The sequence below is a fragment of the Aestuariivirga sp. genome (genome assembly GCF_965227715.1).
Lineage (GTDB): Bacteria > Pseudomonadota > Alphaproteobacteria > Rhizobiales > Aestuariivirgaceae > Aestuariivirga.
Genome location: NZ_OZ245771.1, coordinates 870,402 through 892,516 on the forward strand (window position 1 = coordinate 870,402; position 22,115 = coordinate 892,516).

General features: G+C 63.4%; 22 protein-coding genes and 1 tRNA gene. 13 read left to right on the plus strand and 10 right to left on the minus strand.

From position 1 onward, the window contains the following. Positions 1-577: 577 nt before the first annotated feature. From ACO06F_RS04240 to ACO06F_RS04250, 3 genes are all read right to left on the minus strand, one after another. Positions 578-654, minus strand: a tRNA-Asp gene (locus ACO06F_RS04240). Positions 655-706: 52 nt separating this feature from the next. Continuing rightward, the gene (locus ACO06F_RS04245; RefSeq protein WP_421695445.1) at positions 707-1,087 is read right to left on the minus strand and encodes a RidA family protein; all 381 of its coding nucleotides are present in this window, start codon (positions 1,085-1,087) and stop codon (positions 707-709) included. Further along, positions 1,084-2,061, minus strand: coding sequence for a small ribosomal subunit Rsm22 family protein (locus ACO06F_RS04250; RefSeq protein ID WP_421695446.1), 978 nt, complete (start codon positions 2,059-2,061; stop codon positions 1,084-1,086). Before ACO06F_RS04250 ends, ACO06F_RS04245 begins: the two co-directional genes overlap by 4 nt. A gap of 164 nt (positions 2,062-2,225) precedes the next feature. Here ACO06F_RS04250 and ACO06F_RS04255 point away from each other — a divergent pair, with 164 nt between their 5' ends. The 6 genes from ACO06F_RS04255 to ACO06F_RS04280 all read left to right on the plus strand — a co-directional run bounded on the left by ACO06F_RS04255 (position 2,226) and on the right by ACO06F_RS04280 (position 7,155). Continuing rightward, positions 2,226-3,011 (plus strand): MipA/OmpV family protein, encoded by a 786-nt coding sequence (locus ACO06F_RS04255; protein ID WP_421695447.1) that lies wholly within the window; start codon positions 2,226-2,228, stop codon positions 3,009-3,011. A 130-nt stretch (positions 3,012-3,141) separates the two neighbouring features. Further along, positions 3,142-3,369, plus strand: a complete 228-nt coding sequence (locus tag ACO06F_RS04260; RefSeq protein ID WP_421695448.1) for a hypothetical protein — start codon at positions 3,142-3,144, stop codon at positions 3,367-3,369. Positions 3,370-3,489: 120 nt separating this feature from the next. After that, complete coding sequence (locus tag ACO06F_RS04265; RefSeq protein ID WP_421695449.1) at positions 3,490-4,449, plus strand: sulfonate ABC transporter substrate-binding protein; 960 nt, start codon at positions 3,490-3,492, stop codon at positions 4,447-4,449. Further along, positions 4,446-5,615 (plus strand): FMNH2-dependent alkanesulfonate monooxygenase, encoded by a 1,170-nt coding sequence (gene ssuD, locus ACO06F_RS04270; protein ID WP_421695450.1) that lies wholly within the window; start codon positions 4,446-4,448, stop codon positions 5,613-5,615. Before ACO06F_RS04265 ends, ssuD begins: the two co-directional genes overlap by 4 nt. Beyond that, positions 5,612-6,409: an aliphatic sulfonate ABC transporter permease SsuC gene (gene ssuC / locus ACO06F_RS04275; protein WP_421695451.1), complete on the plus strand. Its 798-nt coding sequence runs from the start codon at positions 5,612-5,614 to the stop codon at positions 6,407-6,409. The genes ssuD and ssuC overlap by 4 nt, the downstream gene beginning before the upstream one ends. Next, on the plus strand, positions 6,406-7,155 hold the full coding sequence (locus ACO06F_RS04280; protein ID WP_421695452.1) for an ABC transporter ATP-binding protein: 750 nt from the start codon (positions 6,406-6,408) through the stop codon (positions 7,153-7,155). The genes ssuC and ACO06F_RS04280 overlap by 4 nt, the downstream gene beginning before the upstream one ends. Positions 7,156-7,184: 29 nt before the next feature. Here ACO06F_RS04280 and ACO06F_RS04285 read toward each other — a convergent pair whose 3' ends face one another. Continuing rightward, on the minus strand, positions 7,185-7,616 hold the full coding sequence (locus tag ACO06F_RS04285) for a DUF2721 domain-containing protein (RefSeq protein WP_421695453.1): 432 nt from the start codon (positions 7,614-7,616) through the stop codon (positions 7,185-7,187). Between the two features lie 146 nt (positions 7,617-7,762). On the opposite strand from ACO06F_RS04285, the gene ACO06F_RS04290 reads away from it, so the two are divergent. Beyond that, complete coding sequence (locus ACO06F_RS04290; RefSeq protein ID WP_421695454.1) at positions 7,763-8,554, plus strand: DUF2092 domain-containing protein; 792 nt, start codon at positions 7,763-7,765, stop codon at positions 8,552-8,554. A 10-nt stretch (positions 8,555-8,564) separates the two neighbouring features. Further along, complete coding sequence (locus tag ACO06F_RS04295) at positions 8,565-8,771, plus strand: hypothetical protein (protein WP_421696620.1); 207 nt, start codon at positions 8,565-8,567, stop codon at positions 8,769-8,771. A gap of 32 nt (positions 8,772-8,803) precedes the next feature. Here ACO06F_RS04295 and ACO06F_RS04300 read toward each other — a convergent pair whose 3' ends face one another. Next, a complete protein-coding gene (locus ACO06F_RS04300) occupies positions 8,804-10,234 on the minus strand; it encodes an aldehyde dehydrogenase family protein (protein ID WP_421695455.1) in 1,431 nt (476 codons plus the stop codon). Between the two features lie 18 nt (positions 10,235-10,252). Next, the gene (locus ACO06F_RS04305; protein ID WP_421695456.1) at positions 10,253-11,680 is read right to left on the minus strand and encodes an aldehyde dehydrogenase family protein; all 1,428 of its coding nucleotides are present in this window, start codon (positions 11,678-11,680) and stop codon (positions 10,253-10,255) included. Positions 11,681-11,861: 181 nt separating this feature from the next. On the opposite strand from ACO06F_RS04305, the gene ACO06F_RS04310 reads away from it, so the two are divergent. The 5 genes from ACO06F_RS04310 (at position 11,862) to ACO06F_RS04330 (ending at position 15,974) form a co-directional block, all read left to right on the plus strand. Then, on the plus strand, positions 11,862-12,761 hold the full coding sequence (locus ACO06F_RS04310) for a bestrophin family protein (RefSeq protein ID WP_421695457.1): 900 nt from the start codon (positions 11,862-11,864) through the stop codon (positions 12,759-12,761). Positions 12,762-13,020: 259 nt separating this feature from the next. Then, the gene (locus ACO06F_RS04315) at positions 13,021-13,377 is read left to right on the plus strand and encodes an ArsR/SmtB family transcription factor (RefSeq protein ID WP_421695458.1); all 357 of its coding nucleotides are present in this window, start codon (positions 13,021-13,023) and stop codon (positions 13,375-13,377) included. Next, positions 13,370-13,864 carry an arsenate reductase ArsC gene (locus ACO06F_RS04320; RefSeq protein WP_421695459.1) on the plus strand — a complete coding sequence of 165 codons (495 nt, stop codon included), beginning with the start codon at positions 13,370-13,372 and terminating at the stop codon, positions 13,862-13,864. The genes ACO06F_RS04315 and ACO06F_RS04320 overlap by 8 nt, the downstream gene beginning before the upstream one ends. A gap of 18 nt (positions 13,865-13,882) precedes the next feature. Beyond that, positions 13,883-14,914: an ACR3 family arsenite efflux transporter gene (arsB, locus tag ACO06F_RS04325; RefSeq protein WP_421695460.1), complete on the plus strand. Its 1,032-nt coding sequence runs from the start codon at positions 13,883-13,885 to the stop codon at positions 14,912-14,914. Positions 14,915-15,230: 316 nt separating this feature from the next. Beyond that, entirely contained in the window at positions 15,231-15,974 is a 744-nt protein-coding gene (locus tag ACO06F_RS04330; RefSeq protein ID WP_421695461.1) for a Crp/Fnr family transcriptional regulator, read from the plus strand. Positions 15,975-16,135: 161 nt separating this feature from the next. On the opposite strand, the gene ACO06F_RS04335 is transcribed toward ACO06F_RS04330, so the two are convergent. The 4 genes from ACO06F_RS04335 to kdpB are packed head-to-tail and all read right to left on the minus strand — an operon-like array spanning position 16,136 to position 22,103. Then, a complete protein-coding gene (locus tag ACO06F_RS04335; RefSeq protein ID WP_421695462.1) occupies positions 16,136-16,831 on the minus strand; it encodes a response regulator in 696 nt (231 codons plus the stop codon). Further along, the gene (locus ACO06F_RS04340) at positions 16,828-19,476 is read right to left on the minus strand and encodes an ATP-binding protein (protein ID WP_421695463.1); all 2,649 of its coding nucleotides are present in this window, start codon (positions 19,474-19,476) and stop codon (positions 16,828-16,830) included. Before ACO06F_RS04340 ends, ACO06F_RS04335 begins: the two co-directional genes overlap by 4 nt. Before the next feature lies 1 nt (position 19,477). Then, positions 19,478-20,044: a potassium-transporting ATPase subunit KdpC gene (gene kdpC / locus ACO06F_RS04345; protein ID WP_421695464.1), complete on the minus strand. Its 567-nt coding sequence runs from the start codon at positions 20,042-20,044 to the stop codon at positions 19,478-19,480. A 10-nt stretch (positions 20,045-20,054) separates the two neighbouring features. Beyond that, positions 20,055-22,103: a potassium-transporting ATPase subunit KdpB gene (gene kdpB / locus ACO06F_RS04350; protein WP_421695465.1), complete on the minus strand. Its 2,049-nt coding sequence runs from the start codon at positions 22,101-22,103 to the stop codon at positions 20,055-20,057. Between the last annotated feature and the right edge of the window lie 12 nt (positions 22,104-22,115).

Here is a 22,115-nt window from a genome sequence, read left to right on the forward strand (position 1 = left end):
ACCAGCACGATGCACAGTCTGGCCTACCTGTTTTGATAGGGATACTTAGAAATGACGAAGTGTGCGGACTTGGCTGGCACATCGGTCGGGTTCTTAGGGGTAGCCTGAACAATTGTTCGAAGTGCAACATTGAGCCAGCGGGGCGGACTATCGTTAGGGAGACCGCGGACGAACAGAAAGGCCGGGCGATCCTTTGGGTCGGCAACGTCCGAAATGTAGATGATGTTGTGCACACGGGGTGCCTGCGCCCGATCGAAAGTGATCTGTCCGTCTGGCAATACCCAGCCCTACGCTTCGTCGTTGTTATAGGGTTCAAGATTAATCTGGATAAGTCTCGAAATGGTAGTCCGGCCACTTCCCCGGGGCACGATGGTTGGCCAAAGCTCGAGCAAGGAAACCAGTCACCGATACTTTGAACTCATCTTGCCCCGCAGCTAATTGTAAGCAGCTTCTCAGCTACTCCCGCCCCCAGATCACTGCACGGAAAACTAAAGCAACAAAAGTCTGAAGCGTCGGCTGCAATATGTCTGAAAGTTGAATTGCGGGGAGTGCCATCTTATTCACTTATTCATAAGACTGGCGCGAGTGACGGGGCTCGAACCCGCGACCTTCGGCGTGACAGGCCGACGCTCTAACCAACTGAGCTACACCCGCAATTCAGTGTGCCGCCTGATAGAGGAACCCCCTCCCCCTGTCAAGCGAGCCCTCAACGTTTTTTGCCCGTGACCTGAATCTCGACCTTCATGCGCGGATCGATCAGATTGGTGACAAGCGCCATGGATGCGGGCCTGATTTCGCCGAAATATTTGCGGAACACGGGCCAGCATGGCTCGAAATCCTCTGCGCGCGGAAAGATGTAGGTGGCGCTCACCACATCCTCGAGCGAGAAGCCGGCCTTTTCCATCGCCGCCTTGATGTTGCGGAAGGTCTGTTCGGTCTGTTCGATGACGTCATCCGAAATGGTCATGGTTTCATAGTTGAAACCCGTCGTGCCGGAGACCCAGATCATGTCGCCGTCGACAATGGCGCGCGAGTAGCCGATCTCGGCTTCGAACTTGGATCCCGATGAAATCTGCCTGCGGGTCATGGCGCCTTCTCCTCGTCTGATTGGGGGTGGATCAGGTCACCCCAGCCCATCTTCTTCACCAGCTTGTAAGCTGCCGCGTCGCGCCTCGCAATGTGGCGTGGCTCGATGCTGCCCTGCGTGCAGAGCCTCAATGCCGTGCCGGGCTTGCCGTGGACCGGCGGCGAGAGGATGCGGGCACCGCGCGAAGGCTCCCCATCGCGGGCCAGAACGAGGTAGGAGAAGCGCTCATCCTCAAAGGGCACGCGCGCGCCCTTGGCATGCATGTGTGCGCGGCTGCGCGCCAGGCGGATGCTGAAATGGCACCAGTCGTCCCCGGCAATCGGACAGGCCAATGCATGGGTACACGGCGCCACGGGCACGGCGCCCTGGTCCAGCAACGCCACCCTTGCCGCCCTGATGCGGGCGAAGCCCTGGGGTGTTCCGGGTTCCACCAGCACGAGGGCGGAGCGGCTGGCCCGCCACAGGCCCGTTGCCGCGGCGGCGGCCTTGGCAACGGGAATTTCGGCCAGCGCATAGGCGGCGATCACCAGATCGGCCGACAGGCCGTCCGGCAATGCCTCAAAGCTGGCGCGGATCGCCTGTGAGTCCCGCAGCGGAGCAGATCCGTGGCCTGCCAGCTCTGTGGCAAGCTCCAGGAAGCCTGGCGAATTATCGAGGAAGGTCACATGCTGCAGGCCTGGCCAGCACCCGGCCGCCGCCCAGGAGGCCGTGCCGGGGCCAGAACCTACATCGAGCAGGCTTGCGGGTGCCAGGTCCGGCCGCAGCTGCTGGAGTTCGGCCAGCACGCGGGAGACAGCTGCAAAGGTGGCGGGAAGCCTGGCCACCAGATAGGCGCCGAGATCGATTGAACGTGAGCTCCCGCCCTGGCGGTAGGTGGCCGAAAGTGCAGCACTCTGCGCCCGCCGTTCAGCGCCTGCATTCTGCCGTTCCAGCCAACCGGCCACAGCCTGCTGCAATCCGGGCGGGAACGTCATGTGGTTCGAAGGGTAAGAAAGGGCACGTGTTGAGGTCCTCGCAGCAGTGAGACCCTCATACTGCCCGGAGCGCTGGTGCGAAAGGCATGAGATTTCATCTCCTTCACAGGTGACGGGCGCGTGGAATATTGCTAAGAGCAGACGTGATTTGCCGTGGGATTGATATGCAGCTTTCAAGATTTGCCTTTAGCTCCGCACTTGTTGCACTCCTTGCCGTGCCTTCGGCGGCTTCCGCGCAGGAGGCCAATCAGAAGCAATATGTGATGGATCTCGGCGCAGGCCTCATGGCGCAGCCCCGCTATCCGGGCTCGGACGAGACGATTTTTGTGCCCTATCCTCTGTTCGCAGTGGGGCGCTTCTTTGTGCCGGGTGTTGGTGAATTCGACGAGAAGAACAACGTCCGCCGCCTCACCGTCTACCCCTCCTTCAATTTCATCGCCAAACGGGACCATTCGGACTCGAATGAGCTGAAGGGCATGGAAGACGTGGACTGGTCGATCGAGGCCGGCCTCGGTGTCGCCTACCGCTATGACTGGATCCGCGGTTTCGTTGAAGTCCGCCAGGGCTTTAACGGTTATTCAGGCCAGGTTGCACAGTTCGGCGTGGATTTCATCGCCAATCCCACAGAGGATCTTGAGCTTCTGATCGGCCCCCGCGCCAGCTGGGGCTCTGACGGCTACATGGAAACCTATTTCGGGATTACCAACAAGGAAGCGGCCAACAGCCCGAACTACAACAAGTCTTATAATGCCGACGCCGGGTTCAACAGCGTCGGTATCGCGGCCAACGCCCGCTATGATCTCACCGACAAGTGGAAGCTTCACCTGCTGGCCGGCTGGGACCGGCTGATCGGCGACGCCGGGGATAGCCCGATCGTCAAGGAAGGCAGCGAGAACCAGTTCTACGGCGGCGCCGGAATCACCTACGAATTCGCTTTCGACGTGTTCTGAGGACGCGCGGCCTGACGGCGCTTGAAAGCCAGCCCGGCGCAAGGTCAAGTCCTTTTCCACCACCCGCTTTCCAACGCACGCGTGACGCGTTCCGCTTGGTGCTTGCCAGCTGCACATCGCGATGCTAACAATGTCTATCGATAAAGTGGGCAATGTAGACATGGCGCTGGCGCAGTTCTTTCTGAAATCTTGCAAGGACCTCCAGGTCAGCTGGACCCGCCGGCTTGACACTGCCTTCGGGGATGCGGCCTCCAGAGCCCTGGATGACCGGGCGCGTGGAGAGTTCACCAGCGAATTCATGAATCGGCCGGATCTGCCCCGCGCTGGCTTGGACAAGCAACACGCGGATAAGGGCTGAGCCCTCCCCTCTTTACCCTTTCCGCTGAGGATGATTGTTAAACGACAGCTTAGTTTTATTGAGGTTGACCCGCTCCCTTGAGTTTTGTCTACTTATCCGGTAGACTTAAAGGAGAGAGCAATGCCCCTATCGATATCGCGCCGCGTTATTCTGCAATCAGGAACTGCACTGCTTGCTGCATTTGGCCTTGGCACCACCCGGGCGGCGCAGGCAGGCAATGTGCTCCGCATCGGCTATCAGAAATACGGAACGCTCATCCTGCTCAAGGGCAAGGGCACACTCGAAAAGGCGCTTGAGCCGCTGGGCTTCACCGTCGAGTGGACGGAGTTCCCGGCGGGTCCGCAGCTTCTCGAAGGCCTCAATGTGGGCGCCATCGACTTCGGATCGACCGGCGAAGCACCGCCGATTTTCGCTCAGGCCGCAGGCGCTCCCCTGGTCTATGTCGCGCATGAGCCACCAGCCCCCAAGGGTGAGGCAATTCTGGTCAAGCCAGACAGCCCGATCACCTCGCTTGACCAGCTGAAGGGTAAGAAGATTGCGCTCAACAAGGGTTCGAACGTCCATTACCTGCTGGTGAAGGCGCTGGAGAAGGCCGGCGTGGCCTATCAGGACATCACACCCGTATTTCTGCCCCCGGCAGATGCCCGCGCCGCCTTCGAGCAAGGCTCTGTCGATGCCTGGGCAATCTGGGATCCCTTCCAGGCCGCGGCGGAGGCCGCAACTGGCGCGCGGACGCTCACCAATGGTGAAGGTCTCGTTGCCAATCATCAGTTCTATCTCGGCGCCAAGCCGTTTGTGGATGCCAATCCGCAGGTCATCGATGCGGTCGTGGCCCAGATTGCCGAACTGGGCGCCTGGGCCAATGGCAACACCGATCAGGTCGCGGAGCAGCTTTCGGCCAGCGTGAAGATCCCGGCGCCCATCCTCAAGGTGGCGCTCGAGCGCCAGGCCTTCGGCGTAAAGCCGCTGTCGGATGAGGTCGTCGCCCAACAGCAGAAGATCGCGGACAGCTTCCTGGCGCTGGGGCTGATCCCGAAATCCATCAGCGTTGCAGATGCCGTGCGCAAGGTGTCCGCATGAGCGCCGTGGGGAAAGCCAATGTCTTCTGGTTCATCCCCACCCATGGAGATGGCCATTTCCTCGGCACAGCTGATGGCGGGCGCCCGGTCGATATCAGCTATCTGAAGCAGGTGGCACAGGCGGCCGATACGCTCGGCTATTATGGAGCGCTTCTCCCAACGGGGAAGAGCTGCGAGGACTCCTGGGTCGTTGCCTCGGCCCTCGCACCGCAGACGGAGCGGCTTCGTTTCCTGGTCGCGGTGCGGCCCGGGCTGCAGCAGCCGACTGTCGCCGCCCGCATGACGGCCACGCTCGACCGCCTCTCCAGGGGCCGGCTGCTCATCAATGTGGTGACCGGCGGAGACCCGGTCGAGAACAAGGGTGACGGCATCTTCCTGTCCCATGGCGAGCGCTATGACGTGACGCGCGAGTTCATGGAGATCTACAAGCGCCTGCTCGAGGGCGAGACGGTCAATTATGATGGCCAGTACCTCCAGGTCGAGGGCGGCCAGATCCTTTATGAACCGGCGCAGAAGCCGCATCCGCCCTTCTATTTCGGCGGTTCTTCCGATGCCGGAATCGATGTGGCCGCCCGCCTCATCGACAAATATCTAACCTGGGGCGAGCCCCCGGCGCAGGTCGCGGAGAAGATCGCGACGGTCAAGGCCGCGGCGGCCAAATATGGCCGCACGCTCACCTTCGGCATCAGGCTTCACGTCATCGTCCGTGAGACAGCGGAGGCGGCCTGGAAGGCTGCCGACAGGCTGATCAGCAAGATTGATGACAAGACCATTGCCGCCGCGCAGAGCGTCTTCTCGCGCATGGATTCGGTCGGGCAATCGCGGATGAGCCAGCTCCATGGCGGCCAGCGCGACAAGCTGGAGGTGAGCCCCAATCTCTGGGCCGGCGTGGGCCTGGTGCGCGGTGGCGCCGGTACGGCCCTTGTGGGCGACCCCGAAACCGTGGCCCAGCGCATGCGGGAATACATGGATATCGGCATCGACAGCTTCATCCTGTCTGGCTACCCCCATTTGGAGGAAGCCTATCGCTTCGCCGAACTCGTCATGCCGCTGCTGCCTCTCGCCCACGACACGCCCCGCGCGGCGGGGGTTGCCAACATGGGTCCCTTCGGCGAGACGATTGCCAACACTGCGAGGCCACATCAGCTGCGTGCCGCCCAGTCATGAGGGCACGCGCGCTTGCGCAAGGTGCAAAGCAGGCAGCGCTCTCATGGGCGCTGCCCGTCGCCCTGCTCCTCCTGTGGGAGATCGCGGCGCGCGCGCAATGGCTGAGCCCGCGCCTGCTGCCAGCCCCCAGCGCCGTCGCGGCCGCCTTCTGGCAAACGCTGCGTGATGGCACGCTGGTCGAAAATACCTGGGTCAGCACCGTTCGCGCGCTTCAGGGCCTGGCAATCGGCGGCTCCATCGGCTTCCTGCTGGGGATCGTCAACGGGTTGTGGCGGCCAGCTGAGGTGCTCCTCGATTCGAGCCTGCAGATGCTGCGCAACGTTCCCCATCTTGCGATCATTCCGCTCGTCATCTTGTGGTTCGGCATTGCCGAAGAATCGAAGATATTCCTCGTGGCGATTGGCGTTCTGTTTCCCGTCTATCTCAACACCTTCCATGGCGTGCGGGGTGTCGACCCCGGCCTGGTCGAGATGGCGCGGGTCTATGGCCTGTCCAGACTGTCCGTGTTCCTGCGGGTGATCCTGCCCGGCGCCCTGCCCTCGATCCTTGTGGGCCTTCGCTATGCGCTCGGCATCATGTGGCTCACGCTGATCGTGGCGGAGACGATCTCAGCCAATGCCGGCATCGGCTACATGACCATGAATGCGCGCGAATTCCTGCAGACTGATGTGATGTTGCTCGGCATCATCGTCTATGCGCTCCTCGGCAAGCTTGCGGATGTGCTTACCCGCATGGTCGAGACCCGGGCACTCGCCTGGCATCCCGCCTATCAGGCTGCAGGTGCCGCCGGATGAATGCGCCGGTGACGATCAAGCCAACGCCTGCACGAGAGGCACCGGGATTGCCACAAGGCGGAGACCGCATCCGGCTCCACCGCATCGCCAAGAGCTTCGGCCAGAGAGTGGTGCTCGACGGCCTTACGCTCGATATCGCACCCGGCGAATTCGTTGCGGTGATCGGCCGCTCCGGCTGCGGCAAGACCACGCTGCTGCGCCTGCTGGCCGGGCTCGAACGGATCAGCGCGGGCACGATCGAGGTCGGCGGACGGCAGGTGTCCGGGCTTCATTCCGATGTCCGGCTCCTCTTTCAGGAGGCGCGGCTCCTGCCGTGGCAGACGGTTCTCGGCAACGTCGGCATTGCGCGCGAAGCCGGCTGGAAGGCTCGCGCTGCCCGGGCCCTTCAGGACGTGGGGCTTGGGGACCGCGGCGGCGATTGGCCGGCACAGCTGAGCGGCGGCCAGCGCCAGCGCGTGGCACTGGCGCGCGCGCTGGTCAGCGACCCGCGCGTTCTCCTGCTCGATGAACCTTTCGGCGCTCTGGATGCTCTCACCCGCCGGGAAATGCACGATCTTCTCCTGCGCATTTGGCGGGAACGCCGCTTCACGACGCTCTTGATCACCCATGACGTCAACGAGGCGCTGGCACTCGCAGGCCGCGTCATCGTCCTCAGGCAGGGAACGGCCGTCCTCGACGAAGCGGTTGACCGTGAACGCAGTACCACCAATGCCAAACTCCACGCGCACATCCTCGCGCATGTTTGAACAGGGCCCCGACCGGCTTCGAAGTTCTTCTATTCCTGGTCAAACTCGTTCAGGCCGATCCGCACCTCTGCGGCGAGCAGCCCGAGGGAAATGCACAGCATCACCATCGAAAGGGAGAACAGTAAGGCCGTCCCCCACACGTGATTGCGCTGCAGCAATGCCGCACCGAAGGCCACGACGATCAGCACCGCGCCCGCGAAACCGCTCGCAATCGCGAAGAGCAGCGAGCGCTGCAGCAGCACGACGCGGCGTCTCAGCCGCGGCAGATCGGCCTTGAGCCGGGACTTGGCGTGGCCTTCCTGCGGCAGATCATTGACGAAGCGCATGCGTTCGATCACGCCATTCATGCGCGAGGCGAGGATGGACACGAAACTCGCAACCGCCCCCAGCAGAAAGGCGGGCGCCACCACCTGCGAAATGATCTGCGAGAGCTGGTCTATCGATCCGGGAACGATTTCCATGAACGTCTTTCCTGTGTGGGGACCGTCTGCGGGTGGCCAATTTGTCGTCAAAAGGATAATCCACCCGTTTCAGATGTACTAGGTTGAAAGTGCCGCGGAGTTCGTGACGGCAACAGGAAATACGGGAAGCTGAGCGGGAGATTGCCATGAAGACAGCAACAGTGAAGCGGGCGCGATCGGCGGCTGCGATTGCGGCAGCGGCCATGGCCCTGCTCTGGACCTCAGCAGCCGCACAGGCCGATGATGCTCCGGTCCGGGCGCTGGTGAAGAGCATGGCGGATTTCGTTGCCACGCAGCAGGCCATCTCCTTCGATATGGAGACCAGCCTTGACGTGATGACCACGGATGGTCAGCGGCTCACGCTCGCAAGCACCGGTGCCGTCGAACTGAGCCGCCCGGACAAGATCCGTGCGGAGCGCAAGGGTGGCTTTGCGGATGTTGCTGCCGTATTCGACGGCAAGACGCTAAGCCTTCTCGGCAAGAACCAGAATGTCTATGCCCAGATCGAGACGCCGGGCACTCTCGACCAGCTTGTCGATACCTTGCGTGACAAGCTCGGCAGCCCTCTGCCGGCCGCCGACCTCCTCACGGGTGACGTCTACAAGCAGCTCACCTCAGAGGCCAAAGAGGTGATGTATCTTGGCCCCGGCGTCATCCTCGGCCAGATGTGTGAGCATGTCGCGATGCGCGCGGGCGAGCTTGACCTGCAATTGTGGATCGCCCAGGGCGACAAGCCCTATCCTTGCCGCTACACCCTCACCAGCCGCAGCGTGCCGGGGGATCCGCAGTACACCGTCGATATCTGGAACTGGAAGTCCAGCACAGCGGCGAGCACGGCGGACTTCAGCTTCACGCCGCCTGCGGGCGCCACCCGGGTCGAGCCCGCGGGCCTCACCAACATGGACGAACTCCCGTCGCATCTTTCTCCCAAGAACTGAGTCTTTGAGGATCACCATGCTGAAACATCTGGGCCTTCTCGCCTTCACCAGCCTCGCCCTCGGCTTTGCCATCGAACTGGGCGGCCAGGCCCTCGCCCCCGGCAAGCTGGGCATTGTGTCGCCCGCACAGGCGATCGTCGGCATGCCGCTCACCCCCGTCAGCGTTGCCGGCGTCGCCCGCCGCTCCGTCCGGCGCTGCGGCGTCGGCTTCTGCTGACACGCAACACGCCCGACCATGGGCGTGCCGCGTCAGGCCGCGCCGTAACCCACGATGCCCTTGGTCTCAAGGAAATCATGGATGCCCCAGTCGGCATATTCGCGGCCGTTGCCGGACTGTTTGTAGCCACCAAACGGCGCATGCGTGTCCCAATCCGGATAGTTGATGTTCACAGTTCCCGCCCGTAGGCGGGAGGCCACGCGGCGGGCGTGGTCTATGTCTAGCGAGCTGACATAGGCGGCGAGACCATAAACCGTATCATTGGCCATGCGGATCGCGTCCTCCTCGCTGTCGTAGGGGAGGATGGACAGCACGGGGCCGAAGATCTCCTCGCGCGAGATCGTCATCTCGTGCCTCACATTGCCGAACACGGTGGGGCGCACATAGTAGCCACGGTTGAGGCCGTCGGGGCGCCCCAGCCCGCCGCACACCAGTGTCGCCCCCTCCTCGATGCCGCTCTGGATTAGCCGCTGCACCTTGTCGAACTGCGCCTGGCTCACCAGCGGGCCCAGCACGGTGGCGGGGTCGCGCGGGTCGCCGGCCTTGTTGGTCTCCGCCGCGCGGCGCGCGATGTCGAGGGCCTCGTCATGGCGTGTCCTCGGCACGAACATGCGGGTGGGCGCATCGCAGGACTGCCCGGTATTGGCAAAGCACAAGTTTGTGCCGGTGGTGACCGCCGCCTCAAAGTCCGCATCGGCCAGAATGAGGTTGGGCGACTTGCCTCCCAGTTCCTGCGCCACGCGCTTCACCGTGTCGGCAGCGGCCTTGGCCACGAGTATGCCTGCCCGGGTCGAGCCGGTGAAGGACATCATGTCGATCAGCGGATGGGAAGACAGGGCAGCCCCCACACCGGGTCCATCGCCGTTCACCAGGTTGAACACGCCCTGGGGCGTTCCGGCCTGGGCCATGATCTCGGTGAAGATGAGACCCGAGACAGGCGCGATCTCGCTGGGCTTCAGCACCATGGTGCATCCCGCCGCAATGGCAGGAGCCACCTTGCAGACGATCTGATTGAGCGGCCAGTTCCACGGGGTGATGAGGCCCACCGTGCCGATTGCCTCCCGCACGATGCGCGATGTGCCACGCTGCTCGATGAACGGAAAGTCCTCGAGGGCCTTGATGGTGGCCTCGAGATGCACCTGGCCCGCCCACACCTGCGCGCTCTTCGCAAAAGACAGCGGCGCACCCATCTCCATGGACACGGCCTCTGCAATCTCGTCCCAGCGCGAATTATAGATCTCCAGGATGCGGCGGAGCAGCAACAGGCGCGCGTCGCGGCTTGACTGGCTCCACTGCGGAAAGGCGGCAGCGGCAGCCTTCACGGCCCGGTCGGCGTCCTCGGCAGAGCCCAATGCGATCCGTGTGAAGGCTTCCTCCGTGGCCGGGTTGATGACATCGAGGGTTCGGCTGGTCAGTGGCTCCACCCACTGGCCGTCGATGTAGAATTTGAGATTATGATACATGGTTGCTCCCGTGAGTGATCAGGCCGCCTCGTAACCGCCGATGCCCTTGATCTCAGTCACGTCCTCAAGCCCGAATTCGGCATATTCGCGGCCGTTGCCGGATTGCTTGTAACCGCCGAAGGGAAGGCCCGTGTCCCATGCGGGATAATTGATATAAACGCAGCCGGAGCGCAGCTTGCGGGCGATTTCGCGCCCCTTGGCAAGATCCTTCGTCTGAAGGTAGGACGCCAGACCATAAACCGTGTTGTTGGCCTCCGTCACCGCATCCTCAAGCGTGTCATACGCAATGATGGAGAGGACGGGTCCGAAGATCTCCTCCTTGGCGATGCGCATATCGGGCGCCACATTCGCGAAAATGGTGGGCTTCACATAGTAGCCGCGGTTGAGGCCCTCGGGCCGGCCCAGACCGCCTGTCACCAGTTCGGCGCCTTGTTTGATGCCGCTCTCAATCAAGTCCTGGATCTTGTTGAACTGCAGCTCGCTCACGACAGGCCCCAAATGCGGGCCCTGCTGGGAGGCGGGCGCCACTCTAAATGCCTCGGCGGCGGCCTTGGCGTGCCGGATCGCATCCGGCATCTGGCCGCGCTGCACCAGCATGCGCGTGGGGGCATTGCAGGACTGTCCGCTGTTGCCGAAGCATTTGTTGACGCCCTTGGTCACGGCAACGGCGAGATCGACATCGGGGAACAGGATGTTGGCGCTCTTGCCGCCCAGTTCCTGGGAGACGCGCTTCACCGTGTCTGCCGCCGACTTGGCGACGAGAATGCCGGCCCTGGTCGAGCCGGTGAAAGACATCATGTCAATGCCGGGGTGGCGTGACATGGCATCACCAACCGTCGGGCCATCGCCATTGACGAGATTGAACACGCCATGCGGCACGCCTGCGTCATGCATGATCTCCGCAAAGATGATGGCATTGAGGGGCGCAATCTCACTGGGCTTCAGCACCATGGTGCAACCTGCTGCGATGGCCGGGCCCACCTTGCAGGTGATCTGGTTCAAGGGCCAGTTCCACGGCGTGATCATGCCGATGACGCCAATCGGCTCTCGCACCACCAGGGATGCGCCCTTCTGGTGCTCAAATTCATAGCTCTCCAGCACCTCCCGGATGCGCTGCAGATGCGCCGCGCCGGAGGCGACCTGTTCGTTGCGGGCAAAATCGATGGGTGCTCCCATTTCGGCAGAAATCGCCTGGGCGAGGTCCTCGGCACGGCGCTGGTATTGCGCGATGATGGCATCGAGCAGCGCGAGGCGGCCTTCGCGGCTCACCGTGGAAAAGGACGGGAAAGCCTTGCGGGCCGCAGCCACTGCCCTGTCGACATCCGCCGCGGAGCCCACGGAGATGGTGGCGAAGACCTCCTCACTCGAGGGGTTCACGACACCCAGCGTCCTCGGAACGTCTGGCGCCACCCAGCGGCCGTCAATGTAGAATTCGAGATTGTTCATCGATTCGCTCCTCTTCATGTCCGGGTGATTGATATCGTTATATTCAACTTGATATAACGATAGGCAAGAGCTGGTCAAGCATGGCAGGCCTGCCGCGCTGTCTGTCCGTTTGACCAGCGGCACCGCTCTGCTTAAGCCTTAAAGCGGTTCCGGGGGCCCTGAACGAAAGCCAGAGAACGCCATGATCGTCCGAGATCCGCCCAAGCCTTGGGAACTGCTGTTCATCCTGCGCGGCTCCATCATTCCCGCCATTTGGCCGCAGCTCGCCTTCATCATCGTCCTGTCCGCCCTGGTGACATGGCTGGATCTCTCCGGGCGCATTGCGTTTCCGGTGATCTCGCCCCTGCCCTTCTCGCTCATCGGCATTGCGCTCTCGATCTTCTCCGGCTTCCGCAACTCCGCCAGCTATGAGCGCTGGTGGGAGGGCCGGAAGCTGATTGGCCAGCTGGTCATCAACTGCCGCAGCCTGTCGCGGCTGGCGCTCGCCTATCTGGGTGACGGACGGGGTGCGAAACTGGCGGGGCTGGCGATCGCCTTCGCTCACGCGCTCGCTCACCACCTGCGTGGCCAGGTGATGGGCGCGGACGTCATCCGCCATCTGGCCGGGAACACCGTATCAGAGACCCGCAATGCGCCCGATGCCATCCTCACATTGATGAGCCGGGACATTGCAGAAGCGCTCTCCTCAAATCAGCTTTCCGCGCCCATGGCGCAGGCGCTGGAGGAGCAGGTCACAGGCCTCTCTGGGGTACTGGCCGGTGCCGAGCGCATCAAGCACACGCCGCTGCCCTATGCCTATTCGCTGCTCTTGCACCGAACGGTCTACATGTTCTGTGTGCTGCTTCCCTTCGGACTTGCGCCGTCCGCCGGCCTGTGGACGCCGATCCTCTGCGCCATCGTCGCCTATACCTTCCTGGGGCTTGATGCCCTGGGGGACGAGCTGGCAGCCCCCTTCGGCACGGGCGACAACGCCCTGCCCCTGACCGCGGTCGCGGTCTCCGTCGAAATCAGCGTGTCGGAGATGCTTGGCATAAGCAGCGTGCCCTTGGCACCGAAGCCGCGCAACTATGTCCTGAGCTGAGCTTCGCGCCCGCGCTCCCAGGTCCATGCCATGGGCACGGGAGGAAGGGTCCGCGCGCGTGGCGCGGACCCCTGACCATCGAGCCCATCTTTGGCAATCAGAGACCCGGAGGCGACACCGCCCAGGAACTGAGTTTTCCAAACAGGCGTTCCTAAGCGTTATTCCCCTTTAACAATATCGAAACCGGAATGCAAGACTGTAGGGCAGTCCAGTTCATCGTCACTTGACCGTCACAGAACCCGTCGATACTTCTCGACACATGAAACAGGACCTTGCCATAGACGCATTCGCGGCCCTCGCGCAGCCAACCCGGCTTGAGGCCTTCCGCCTTCTGGTGAGGCACGCGCCTGACGGCCTTCCTGCGGGCGAGATCGCCCGGAGGCTGGACGTCCCCCACAATACCTTGTCCACCCATCTGGCGACCCTCGCGCGGGCCGGCCTCCTGAGCGTTGAGCGAAACAGCCGCAGCATGATTTACCGCGTGGAGCTCACGGCGGTGCGCCAGCTTGTGCTGTTCCTTCTCCAGGATTGCTGCAACGGCAAGCCAGAACTCTGCGCGCCCTTGATCGACGATATCACCAACGCCTGTTCAACACCGGGGGCCTGCTGTGGCTGAACGCATCTACAATGTCCTGTTCCTGTGCACCGGCAATTCCGCCAGGTCGATCCTGGGCGAGGCCATACTCGGCCGTGCCGGACAAGGCCGCTTCAGAGCCTGGAGTGCGGGCAGCCACCCGCGCGGCGAGATTCATCCCTATGCCCGTGATCTGCTTGAGAAGCTTGACTACCCCGTGGGGAGCTTCCGCTCGAAAAGCTGGGAGGAGTTTGCTGGGGCCGATGCCCCGCAACTCGATTTCGTGATCACCGTCTGCGACGATGCCGCCAATGAGGTTTGCCCCATCTGGCCGGGCCAGCCCATGTCGGCTCATTGGGGTATCCGCGACCCTGCTGCTGCCATTGGCACGGAGGCCGAAAGGCGTCTGGCCTTCGCGGAGGCCTACCGCATGCTCAACAACCGGATTGCCGCCTTCACCAGCCTGCCCGTCTCCTCCCTCGACCGGCTGAGCCTCAAGTCGAAACTCGATGCCATCGGGAAGATGTGACGGAGGACCAGACCGGCGATGACACTTTTTGAACGCTATCTCACGCTCTGGGTCTTTCTCTGCATCCTGGCCGGCATTGTGCTTGGCCATCTGCTCCCCGGCCTGTTCGGCGCCATCAGCGCCGTGGAAGTGGCGCAGGTGAACCTGCCGGTCGCCGTGTTGATCTGGCTGATGATCGTTCCCATGCTGGTGAAGATTGACTTTGCGGCGCTCGGCGGGGTGACGAAGCACTGGCGGGGCATCGGTGTCACGCTGTTCATCAACTGGGGTGTGAAGCCGTTCTCGATGGCGCTGCTTGGCTGGCTCTTCATCGGCTATCTCTTTCGTCCGCTGCTTCCCGCAGACCAGATCGACAGCTACATTGCAGGCCTGATCCTTCTTGCTGCCGCTCCCTGCACCGCCATGGTCTTCGTGTGGAGCAGCCTGACGCGCGGCGAACCGCACTTCACCCTGAGCCAGGTGGCCTTGAACGACGCGATCATGATCGTCGCCTTCGCACCTCTGGTCGCCCTGCTGCTCGGCCTCTCATCCATCACGGTGCCTTGGCAGACACTGCTGCTCTCCGTCGGCCTTTACATTGTCGTGCCGGTGGCCGCAGCGCAGATCATCCGCCGGATGACTCTCGCATCGGGGGGCGAGCCCGCGCTCCAGCGCCTGCTCAAGCGGCTGCAGCCCGCCTCGCTCGCCGCACTGCTGGCTACGCTCGTGCTGCTCTTCGGCTTTCAGGGTCAGCAGATTCTGGACCAGCCATCGGTCATTGCCCTGCTCGCGGTTCCGATCCTGATCCAGGTCTATTTCAATGCGGGGCTTGCCTATCTTCTCAATCGCTGGTCCGGCGAGCAGCATTGCGTGGCAGGTCCCTCAGCGCTGATCGGCGCGTCGAACTTCTTCGAGCTCGCTGTTGCCGCCGCGATCAGCCTGTTCGGCCTCCATTCCGGAGCCGCACTTGCAACTGTCGTCGGCGTGCTGATCGAGGTTCCGGTCATGCTCTCCGTGGTGTGGATCGTGAACAGCTCAAAGCCCTGGTACGAGCGAGGCCTCAGACACTGAGAGGGCCTCCCGCCTCCTCCTATTTCCCGGGGCTCAGACCACAATGGCGGTCAAGCGTTCGATGAGCCAGTACATGACGATCATGTGGGCACCCGGCGTCAAAGGCGAGTGACCCTCAACTTTGATACTCCACCCGCATCTCGCAATTCTACCTGTGGAAGCGGTCGCCACCTGGGCTTCATTGCCGTTTCAACGGGACACATACTAACGGTGGAGACAGACCCGATTTGACAACGTATGGTCACTTCGGAACAGTATTCGCGCCGGAGCAACGCTGTCCTGGTTGCGGCCGTCGCGAGTGACCGAGTGAGAACCCATGGCAATTGAAACCCTCCCGGCCCTTGCGCCCGTGATCAAGACCGAAGCCGATGCCAAGGCGCAGCTCCAGCGGATCGGTTGGCTGGCCCAGCTGCCCGAGCCATTCCGCCACAATCTTCTCGGCCGCTGCCGCCTACAGAAGGTGGAGGGTGGCAAACGGGTCTATGGCCTTGATGATCCGCCGGGCGGCATCTATGGCGTAGCCTCCGGCAGCGTTTCGATGAGCCTGGCGCCGCAGGAACGCGGCCCCTATTTCGGACATCTGATGGGGCCTGGAAGCTGGTTCGGGCTGGCGGCAGCGGTGTACAAGCAGTCACGCGTCGTCGGCGCGACGGCAACGCGCGCCTCCATCCTGCTGCTCTTGCCCATGGCAGAGTTCGACGCGCTGGTGGCCGAAAACCCGGCCTCGTGGCGCTTTTTCACCGCGATGGCCCTGATGAACGCCAGCATCTCCATGAATGCCGCCGACGACCTGCTGATCCGTGATACGTCCCGCCGCTGCATTGCCACGCTCCTCAGGCTTGCCGGCTTGCGCAATACCGCCGGCCTGACGCCGCCCCTGTCCGAGGTTGATGTCACCCAGGAAGAACTGGCCTATCTCTCCAACCTGTCGCGCAATGCCGCCGGCCTCCTCCTGCGCGACCTTCAGAAGCGGGGCCACATCGAACTCGCCTACAAGACCATCCGCATCTTGGACCCTGCCGCACTTCAGGATCTCGTGCGGAATGGTGGTGAGGCTTAACCACTCGATATTACGGAAATGTTCGTGATGTGGCTGGTGGGCAATGAGAGAGAAGCAGTTTCCCTTTACATCAAACCCTTACGCTCCAGCACCTGGCTCTGATGCACCATTGACGGCGTTAGGTGATTTTTCGTCTACCCCGCACCTGTAACTGCCCGGGTTCAGCCGCCCGGTGCATCGCTGAGCCGGTATCCGATTCCGGGCTCTGTCAGCACGAGAGTGGGCTCTGCAGGCACCGTCTCGATCTTCTGGCGAAGCTGGCCGACGAGGACGCGGAGATACTGGACGTCTTCGGAATGGGCGGGGCCCCAGACAGTATTGAGTATCTGCTTGTGGGTTAGCACCCGGCCTGCATTGCGCACGAGGAGGAGGAGCAGGTCGAACTCTTTCGGCGTTAGCTTCACAGGCAGGCCGTCGAGTTCCACCTGGTGGCGCTCGGTGTCGACCACCAGTCCGCCTGTGCGGAAAACGGTCTCGATCGGCTTGCCCTGGTTCCGGCTCCTGGTGACGGCCCTGATCCGAGCCAGGAGCTCGCCGATACCGAAAGGTTTGTTGACGTAGTCATCTGCGCCTAGGTCGAGAGCGTTGACCTTATCGATTTCCCGGTCCCTTGCCGAGAGAACGATTATGGGCACCTGCGAGAAGGCGCGGACCTCGCGGATCACCTCCTTGCCGTCCTTGTCGGGCAACCCGAGGTCCAGCAGTATGGCGTCCGGTGACTGGGTCGCCGACAGGCGGATGGCTTCGGCAGCGCTCGCCGCTGTCACCACGTCATAGCCGGCAGCACCCAGTGCCGGCTTCAGGAAGCGGATGATCTGGGGCTCGTCATCGACAACGAGAATGCGCAGGCCGGTCATGGAGCGTCTCCAGAAACGACGCCCGGCAGTTCTACGACGAAGCGCGCGCCCTGCCCCATCGCGGCGGGGCTCTCGGCCCTGATGGTGCCGCCCATCGCCTCGGCGATCGCGCGGCAGATGGCGAGGCCGAGGCCGGTTCCCGCAGGACGGCCGTCGCCGTCGCGTACCCGGTAGAACTTCTCGAACACCTTCTCCAGATCCCCCTTCGCGATGCCGGGACCTTGATCCTCCACGATGAGGACTGTCCGGCCGTCCCGGCCGTCCACCCGGACGCGGATTGGCGCTCCGCCACCATATTTATGGGCGTTGTCCAGCAGATTGAAAACCATTTGCTCGATCAAGGCAGGATCGACGGCGGCAAGCACCGGCACCTCAGGCAATTCAAGCGCGATCTCCTGCCCCGCCATCATGGCACGAGCCCTGCCCACGGCAGCGGCAGCGAGTTCCCTGATGTCGGAATTGCTGCGCCGGATGTTGACGCCGCCTGACTCCAGTTTCGTCATGTCCAGCAGGTTCGTCACGAAGCGGGACAGCCGGGTCGCCTCCTCCTCGATGTTGAGCAGCAGGTCGTCACGCTCCGCCGGCTGCATCCTGCCGCCTAGCGTGCGCAGGGCCGTCACCGATCCAACGATCGAGGAGAGAGGAGTGCGCAAGTCATGCGACACCGAGGACAAAAGGGCGGAGCGAAGTTTCTCGCCTTCCGCCGTGGCGCGCGCGTCAGCCGCCTCGCCCGCCAGCCGCGTGCGTTCGAGCGCAAGCGACGCCTGGTTGACGATGGCCTCGATCATGCGGCGGTTCTCGTTTGACAGGTTCTCTGCGTTTGGCTTCACACCGAGAGCACCGATCACGCCCTGCGGCGTGCGAAGGGGCAGGAACAGGAAGCCCGCGCTGGGCAGCGTTCCGGTGCGCCAGCCTGCCTCCTCGCCTCGCTCTGCCGCCCAGCGGGCGGCGGCATGGTCCGCCGTTCCAAGCGAGTCCTCCGGTGGCATCGACGCCACGATCGGCAAGTCATCGCCATGGCGCAGCAGGACAATGGATTGGCCGCCGACCGCCGCGGCAGCATGGGTGACTAGGACCCACAGCACATCATCCTGAAGCAGGGCGCCGGAGAGCTTGCTCGAAAGGTCCAGCAAAGATTGGGTGCGCTTCACGCTGGCAAGCGCCGCGACCGTTTGTTCGCGCACCCGTCCCGCAAGACCCCCCGTCAGAACTGCGACCAGGAGGAAAATGAAAAGCGACAGGAGTTCCTGCGCACTGGCCACGGTGAGCGTGAAGCGTGGCTCGATGAAGAAGAAGTTGTAGGCGAGAAAGGAGAAGAACGCCGCGGCGACGGCGCTGCGTCTCCCCTGCGTGACGGCGCAGAACAGCACGGCCGCAAGGAAGATCATTGATAGATTGGGAAGCCGCAGCACCTGGGTTAGGCTGAGGCTGGCGACAGTCGCCACCGCCACGGCCAGGGCCGCTGCAAGCACCCCTGAACGCTGCACGGTGGGCCATTTCCAGCGATGGGCCGATCCACCATCGGCGCCAGCGAGAACGTGAATGGCAATGCCATTCGCTTGCCGCAGCAACTGGTCCGGAAACGAGCGTCCGAGTAGGCGCATCAGCGCACCTGCCTTCGAGCGGCCAACGATGATTTGCGTAATGTTCTGGCGGCGGGCGAGGTGCAGCACGTCCTCTGCGATATCGCTCGAGCTCTGCCGCTTCACCTCAGCTCCCAAGCGTTCGGCAAGAGCAAGTGCGGCATCCACGGCCTTCAGCTCCTCGGGGCCTGGCTGCTGTGTCGGGCGGTTCACATGCACGGCAATCCACGTGGCGTTGAGGCCATTGGCAAGCCGCGCCGCAGCCCGCACAACCTGCTCCGCCAGCACATCTGCACCGACGCAGACGAGGATGCGCTCCGCCGTCGGCCACGGCCCTTCGATGGCCTTCTGGCGAAGGTAGTCGATCATCTGGTCATCCACGCGCTGCGCCGTCCGCCGAAGCGCCAGCTCGCGAAGTGCGGTGAGGTTGCCGGGCTGGAGAAAATTGTCTCCCGCGCGCCGTGCGTTGTCGCCGAGATAGACCTTGCCTGCCTTCAGCCGCTGGATGAGTTCATCCGGCGTGATGTCAACAAGCACCACGTCGTCCGCTCTCTCGACGACGATGTCCGGCACCAGCTCGCGCACCTTGACGCCGGTGATCGCCGAGACGACGTCAGCCAGGCTTTCGATGTGCTGGATGTTGAGGGCGCTCCAGACGTCAATGCCGGCCGCGATCAGCTCCTCGACGTCCTGGTAGCGCTTGGGATGGCGGGCTTCGGGAGGATTTGAATGGGGCAGTTCGTCGATGACGATCAGCTCCGGCCTCCGGGCCAGTGCCGCATCGATGTCGAAATCGCGCAGCTGGTGTCCGCGATAGAGCCATTCACGCCGGGGCAGAACCTCGAGGCCATCGAGAAGGGCAGCAGTTTCCGGCCGGCCATGGGTCTCGGCGATGCCGATCACCACGTCGCGGCCCTCCTCCTTCACGCGGCGCGCCCCCTGCAGCATGGCGTAAGTCTTCCCCACGCCCGGCGCGGCGCCGAGGAAGATCTTCAGCCGGCCCCTTCTCTCCCGCTGCGCCAGGCCGAGGAGTGCGTCGGGGGACGGACGCCTGTCGGTCATCTCATCCATTGCCTCCGGAGCTTAGCCGATCCAGGCTGATGTTGAGGAGCAGAACATTGACGCGGGGTTCGCCAACCGCGCCATCGGCGATCGCCCTTGCCACCGCGTCTGTCAGCGCTGCCTCATCCATACCGCGTGCCTTGGCCACACGCGGCACCTGGAGGAGCGCGAAGGCGGGTGAGATATCAGGGTCGAGGCCGCTGCCCGAGGCCGTCACGGCATCTGCCGGAATGGCCGTGGCGCCGCCGGCGCGCAAGGTGTCCACGTCCTGCTTTACCCTCGCCAGGAGCTTGGCGGAGGTTGGGCCGAGGTTGGATCCCGACGAGGCCATCGCATCGTAGCCGCTGCCGGCGGCCGAAGGACGACCGTGGAAATATCGGTCCGACGTCCAGTTCTGCCCGATGAGCTCCGAGCCGATCACCTGGCCGCCGGCAACGGCGAGGCTGCCATTGGCAGCATGGGGAAGAGTGATCTGGGCGACGCCGGTGATGGCAAGCGGATAGGCGATGCCTGTCAGTGCCGTGAGCAGGATGACGAGGATGATTGCCGGGCGAAGTTGAGCGAGCATGGTAAGGTCCTCACGCGAGATGGAGTGCAGAGACGACGAGATCGACGAGCTTGATGCCGATGAACGGCACCACCAGCCCGCCCAGCCCGTAGACCAGCAGGTTGCGGCGCAGCAGTGCCGAGGCGCCCACCGCCCGGTAAGCGACACCCTTCAGCGCGAGCGGGATCAGCGCGATGATGATCAGCGCGTTGAAGATGACGGCGGAGAGAATGGCGCTCTCGGGCGAGGCAAGGTGCATCAGGTTCAGCACGCCGAGTTCGGGATAGGTTGCGATGAACAGTGCCGGGATGATGGCGAAGTATTTGGCCACGTCATTGGCGATCGAGAAGGTCGTCAGCGAGCCCCTGGTCATCAGCAGTTGCTTGCCGATCTCCACGATCTCGATGAGCTTCGTCGGGTTGGAATCGAGATCGACCATGTTGCCCGCCTCGCGTGCCGCCTGCGTGCCCGTCTGCATCGCCACGCCGACATCGGCCTGGGCGAGCGCGGGGGCATCGTTGGTTCCGTCTCCGCACATGGCGATCATGCGGCCTTCCCGCTGCTCACCGCGAATGTAGTTGAGCTTATCCTCCGGTGTGGCCTCGGCGATGAAGTCATCGACACCCGCCTCGGAGGCAATCGCCGCGGCGGTGACGGGGTTGTCGCCCGTCACCATCACGGTACGGATGCCCATCTCGCGGAGTGCTGCGAAGCGCTGCTTGATCTCCGGCTTCACGACGTCCTTGAGGTGAATAACGCCCAGCAGCCGGTCCCCGTCGGCCACCCCCAGCGGCGTGCCGCCACTCCGCGAAATCCTGTCAACGGCCTCGCGGAACTGGGCCGGCACTGCAGCCTGTGCACCCAAGTGCTTCAGGATGGCATCGACAGCGCCCTTGCGCAGGCGCCGCCCTGAGAAGTCGACGCCAGAGATACGGGTGGTGGCGGAGAACGGCACTGGCGTCATATCCGGTGCGGTTACCTCCGCGTCCGAGAGGCCATAGCTCCCCCTGCACAGCGCAACGATGGAGCGGCCCTCGGGCGTCTCGTCTGCAAGGGAGGCCAGGAAGGACGCCTCGGCAAGCTCACGCTCGCTGGTTCCACCAGCAGGAAGCAGTGCCGTCGCCAGGCGATTGCCGAAGGTGATGGTACCGGTCTTGTCGAGAAGCAGCGTATCGACGTCACCCGCGGCCTCCACGGCACGGCCAGAGGTCGCCACCACGTTGAAGCGGATGAGCCGGTCCATTCCCGCGATACCTATGGCCGAGAGCAGCCCGCCGATGGTGGTGGGGATCAGGGTGACGAGAAGTGCCGCCAGCACCACCGACTGCAGCACGGTGCCAGAGTAGCCTGCCAGCCCCCACAGCGTGACAACGGCAACGAGGAAGATCAGCGTGAGCCCGGTGAGCAGGATCGAGAGTGCGAGCTCATTCGGCGTCTTCTTGCGTTCGGCTCCTTCGACCAGCGCGATCATGCGATCAATGAAGGTGCTGCCGGGTTCCGCCGTTATCTTTACCCGGAGCCAGTCGGACAGCACCGTCGTGCCGCCGGTCACCGCCGAGCGGTCGCCGCCCGATTCGCGGATCACCGGCGCGGATTCACCCGTTATCGCCGACTCGTTGACCGACGCGATGCCCTCCACCACTTCGCCATCGGCGGGGATCAGGTCGCCAGCCTCGACTAGCACCAGGTCACCCGGCACGAGTTGCAAGGCCGGCACCTTGCTGTAGAGCCGTTCGTGGGTTTCCGGCAGGATCAGGCGCTTGGCCAGGGTATCGGTGCGGGTGCGTCGCAGGGCTTCCGCCTGGGCCTTGCCGCGGCCCTCGGCAATGGCCTCGGCAAAGTTGGCGAAGATCACCGTGAACCACAGCCACGCGGCGATCTGCCCCGAGAACAGGGGCTCACCGGCTGACAGCGCGAGGTCGCGGACCCAAAGGAGGGTCACGAAGGCCGCCACCACCTCGGTCACGAAAATCACCGGGTTCCTCGACAGCCCGACGGGGTTAAGCTTGAGGATGGCGTCGCGCGCGGCCGTCAGCATCAGCGCAGGGTCGAAGGTGTTCGCATTGGGGGTCTTGGACATTGGCGTCACTCC

Coding starts and splice junctions, on each gene's coding strand:
- ACO06F_RS04245 (WP_421695445.1), bottom strand. CDS start 1,087: ATGACCCGCAGGCAGATTTCATCGGGATCCAAGTTCGAAGCCGAGATC.
- ACO06F_RS04250 (WP_421695446.1), bottom strand. CDS start 2,061: ATGACGTTCCCGCCCGGATTGCAGCAGGCTGTGGCCGGTTGGCTGGAA.
- ACO06F_RS04255 (WP_421695447.1), top strand. CDS start 2,226: ATGCAGCTTTCAAGATTTGCCTTTAGCTCCGCACTTGTTGCACTCCTT.
- ACO06F_RS04260 (WP_421695448.1), top strand. CDS start 3,142: ATGTCTATCGATAAAGTGGGCAATGTAGACATGGCGCTGGCGCAGTTC.
- ACO06F_RS04265 (WP_421695449.1), top strand. CDS start 3,490: ATGCCCCTATCGATATCGCGCCGCGTTATTCTGCAATCAGGAACTGCA.
- ssuD (WP_421695450.1), top strand. CDS start 4,446: ATGAGCGCCGTGGGGAAAGCCAATGTCTTCTGGTTCATCCCCACCCAT.
- ssuC (WP_421695451.1), top strand. CDS start 5,612: ATGAGGGCACGCGCGCTTGCGCAAGGTGCAAAGCAGGCAGCGCTCTCA.
- ACO06F_RS04280 (WP_421695452.1), top strand. CDS start 6,406: ATGAATGCGCCGGTGACGATCAAGCCAACGCCTGCACGAGAGGCACCG.
- ACO06F_RS04285 (WP_421695453.1), bottom strand. CDS start 7,616: ATGGAAATCGTTCCCGGATCGATAGACCAGCTCTCGCAGATCATTTCG.
- ACO06F_RS04290 (WP_421695454.1), top strand. CDS start 7,763: ATGAAGACAGCAACAGTGAAGCGGGCGCGATCGGCGGCTGCGATTGCG.
- ACO06F_RS04300 (WP_421695455.1), bottom strand. CDS start 10,234: ATGTATCATAATCTCAAATTCTACATCGACGGCCAGTGGGTGGAGCCA.
- ACO06F_RS04305 (WP_421695456.1), bottom strand. CDS start 11,680: ATGAACAATCTCGAATTCTACATTGACGGCCGCTGGGTGGCGCCAGAC.
- ACO06F_RS04310 (WP_421695457.1), top strand. CDS start 11,862: ATGATCGTCCGAGATCCGCCCAAGCCTTGGGAACTGCTGTTCATCCTG.
- ACO06F_RS04315 (WP_421695458.1), top strand. CDS start 13,021: ATGAAACAGGACCTTGCCATAGACGCATTCGCGGCCCTCGCGCAGCCA.
- arsB (WP_421695460.1), top strand. CDS start 13,883: ATGACACTTTTTGAACGCTATCTCACGCTCTGGGTCTTTCTCTGCATC.
- ACO06F_RS04330 (WP_421695461.1), top strand. CDS start 15,231: ATGGCAATTGAAACCCTCCCGGCCCTTGCGCCCGTGATCAAGACCGAA.
- ACO06F_RS04335 (WP_421695462.1), bottom strand. CDS start 16,831: ATGACCGGCCTGCGCATTCTCGTTGTCGATGACGAGCCCCAGATCATC.
- ACO06F_RS04340 (WP_421695463.1), bottom strand. CDS start 19,476: ATGACCGACAGGCGTCCGTCCCCCGACGCACTCCTCGGCCTGGCGCAG.
- kdpC (WP_421695464.1), bottom strand. CDS start 20,044: ATGCTCGCTCAACTTCGCCCGGCAATCATCCTCGTCATCCTGCTCACG.
- kdpB (WP_421695465.1), bottom strand. CDS start 22,103: ATGTCCAAGACCCCCAATGCGAACACCTTCGACCCTGCGCTGATGCTG.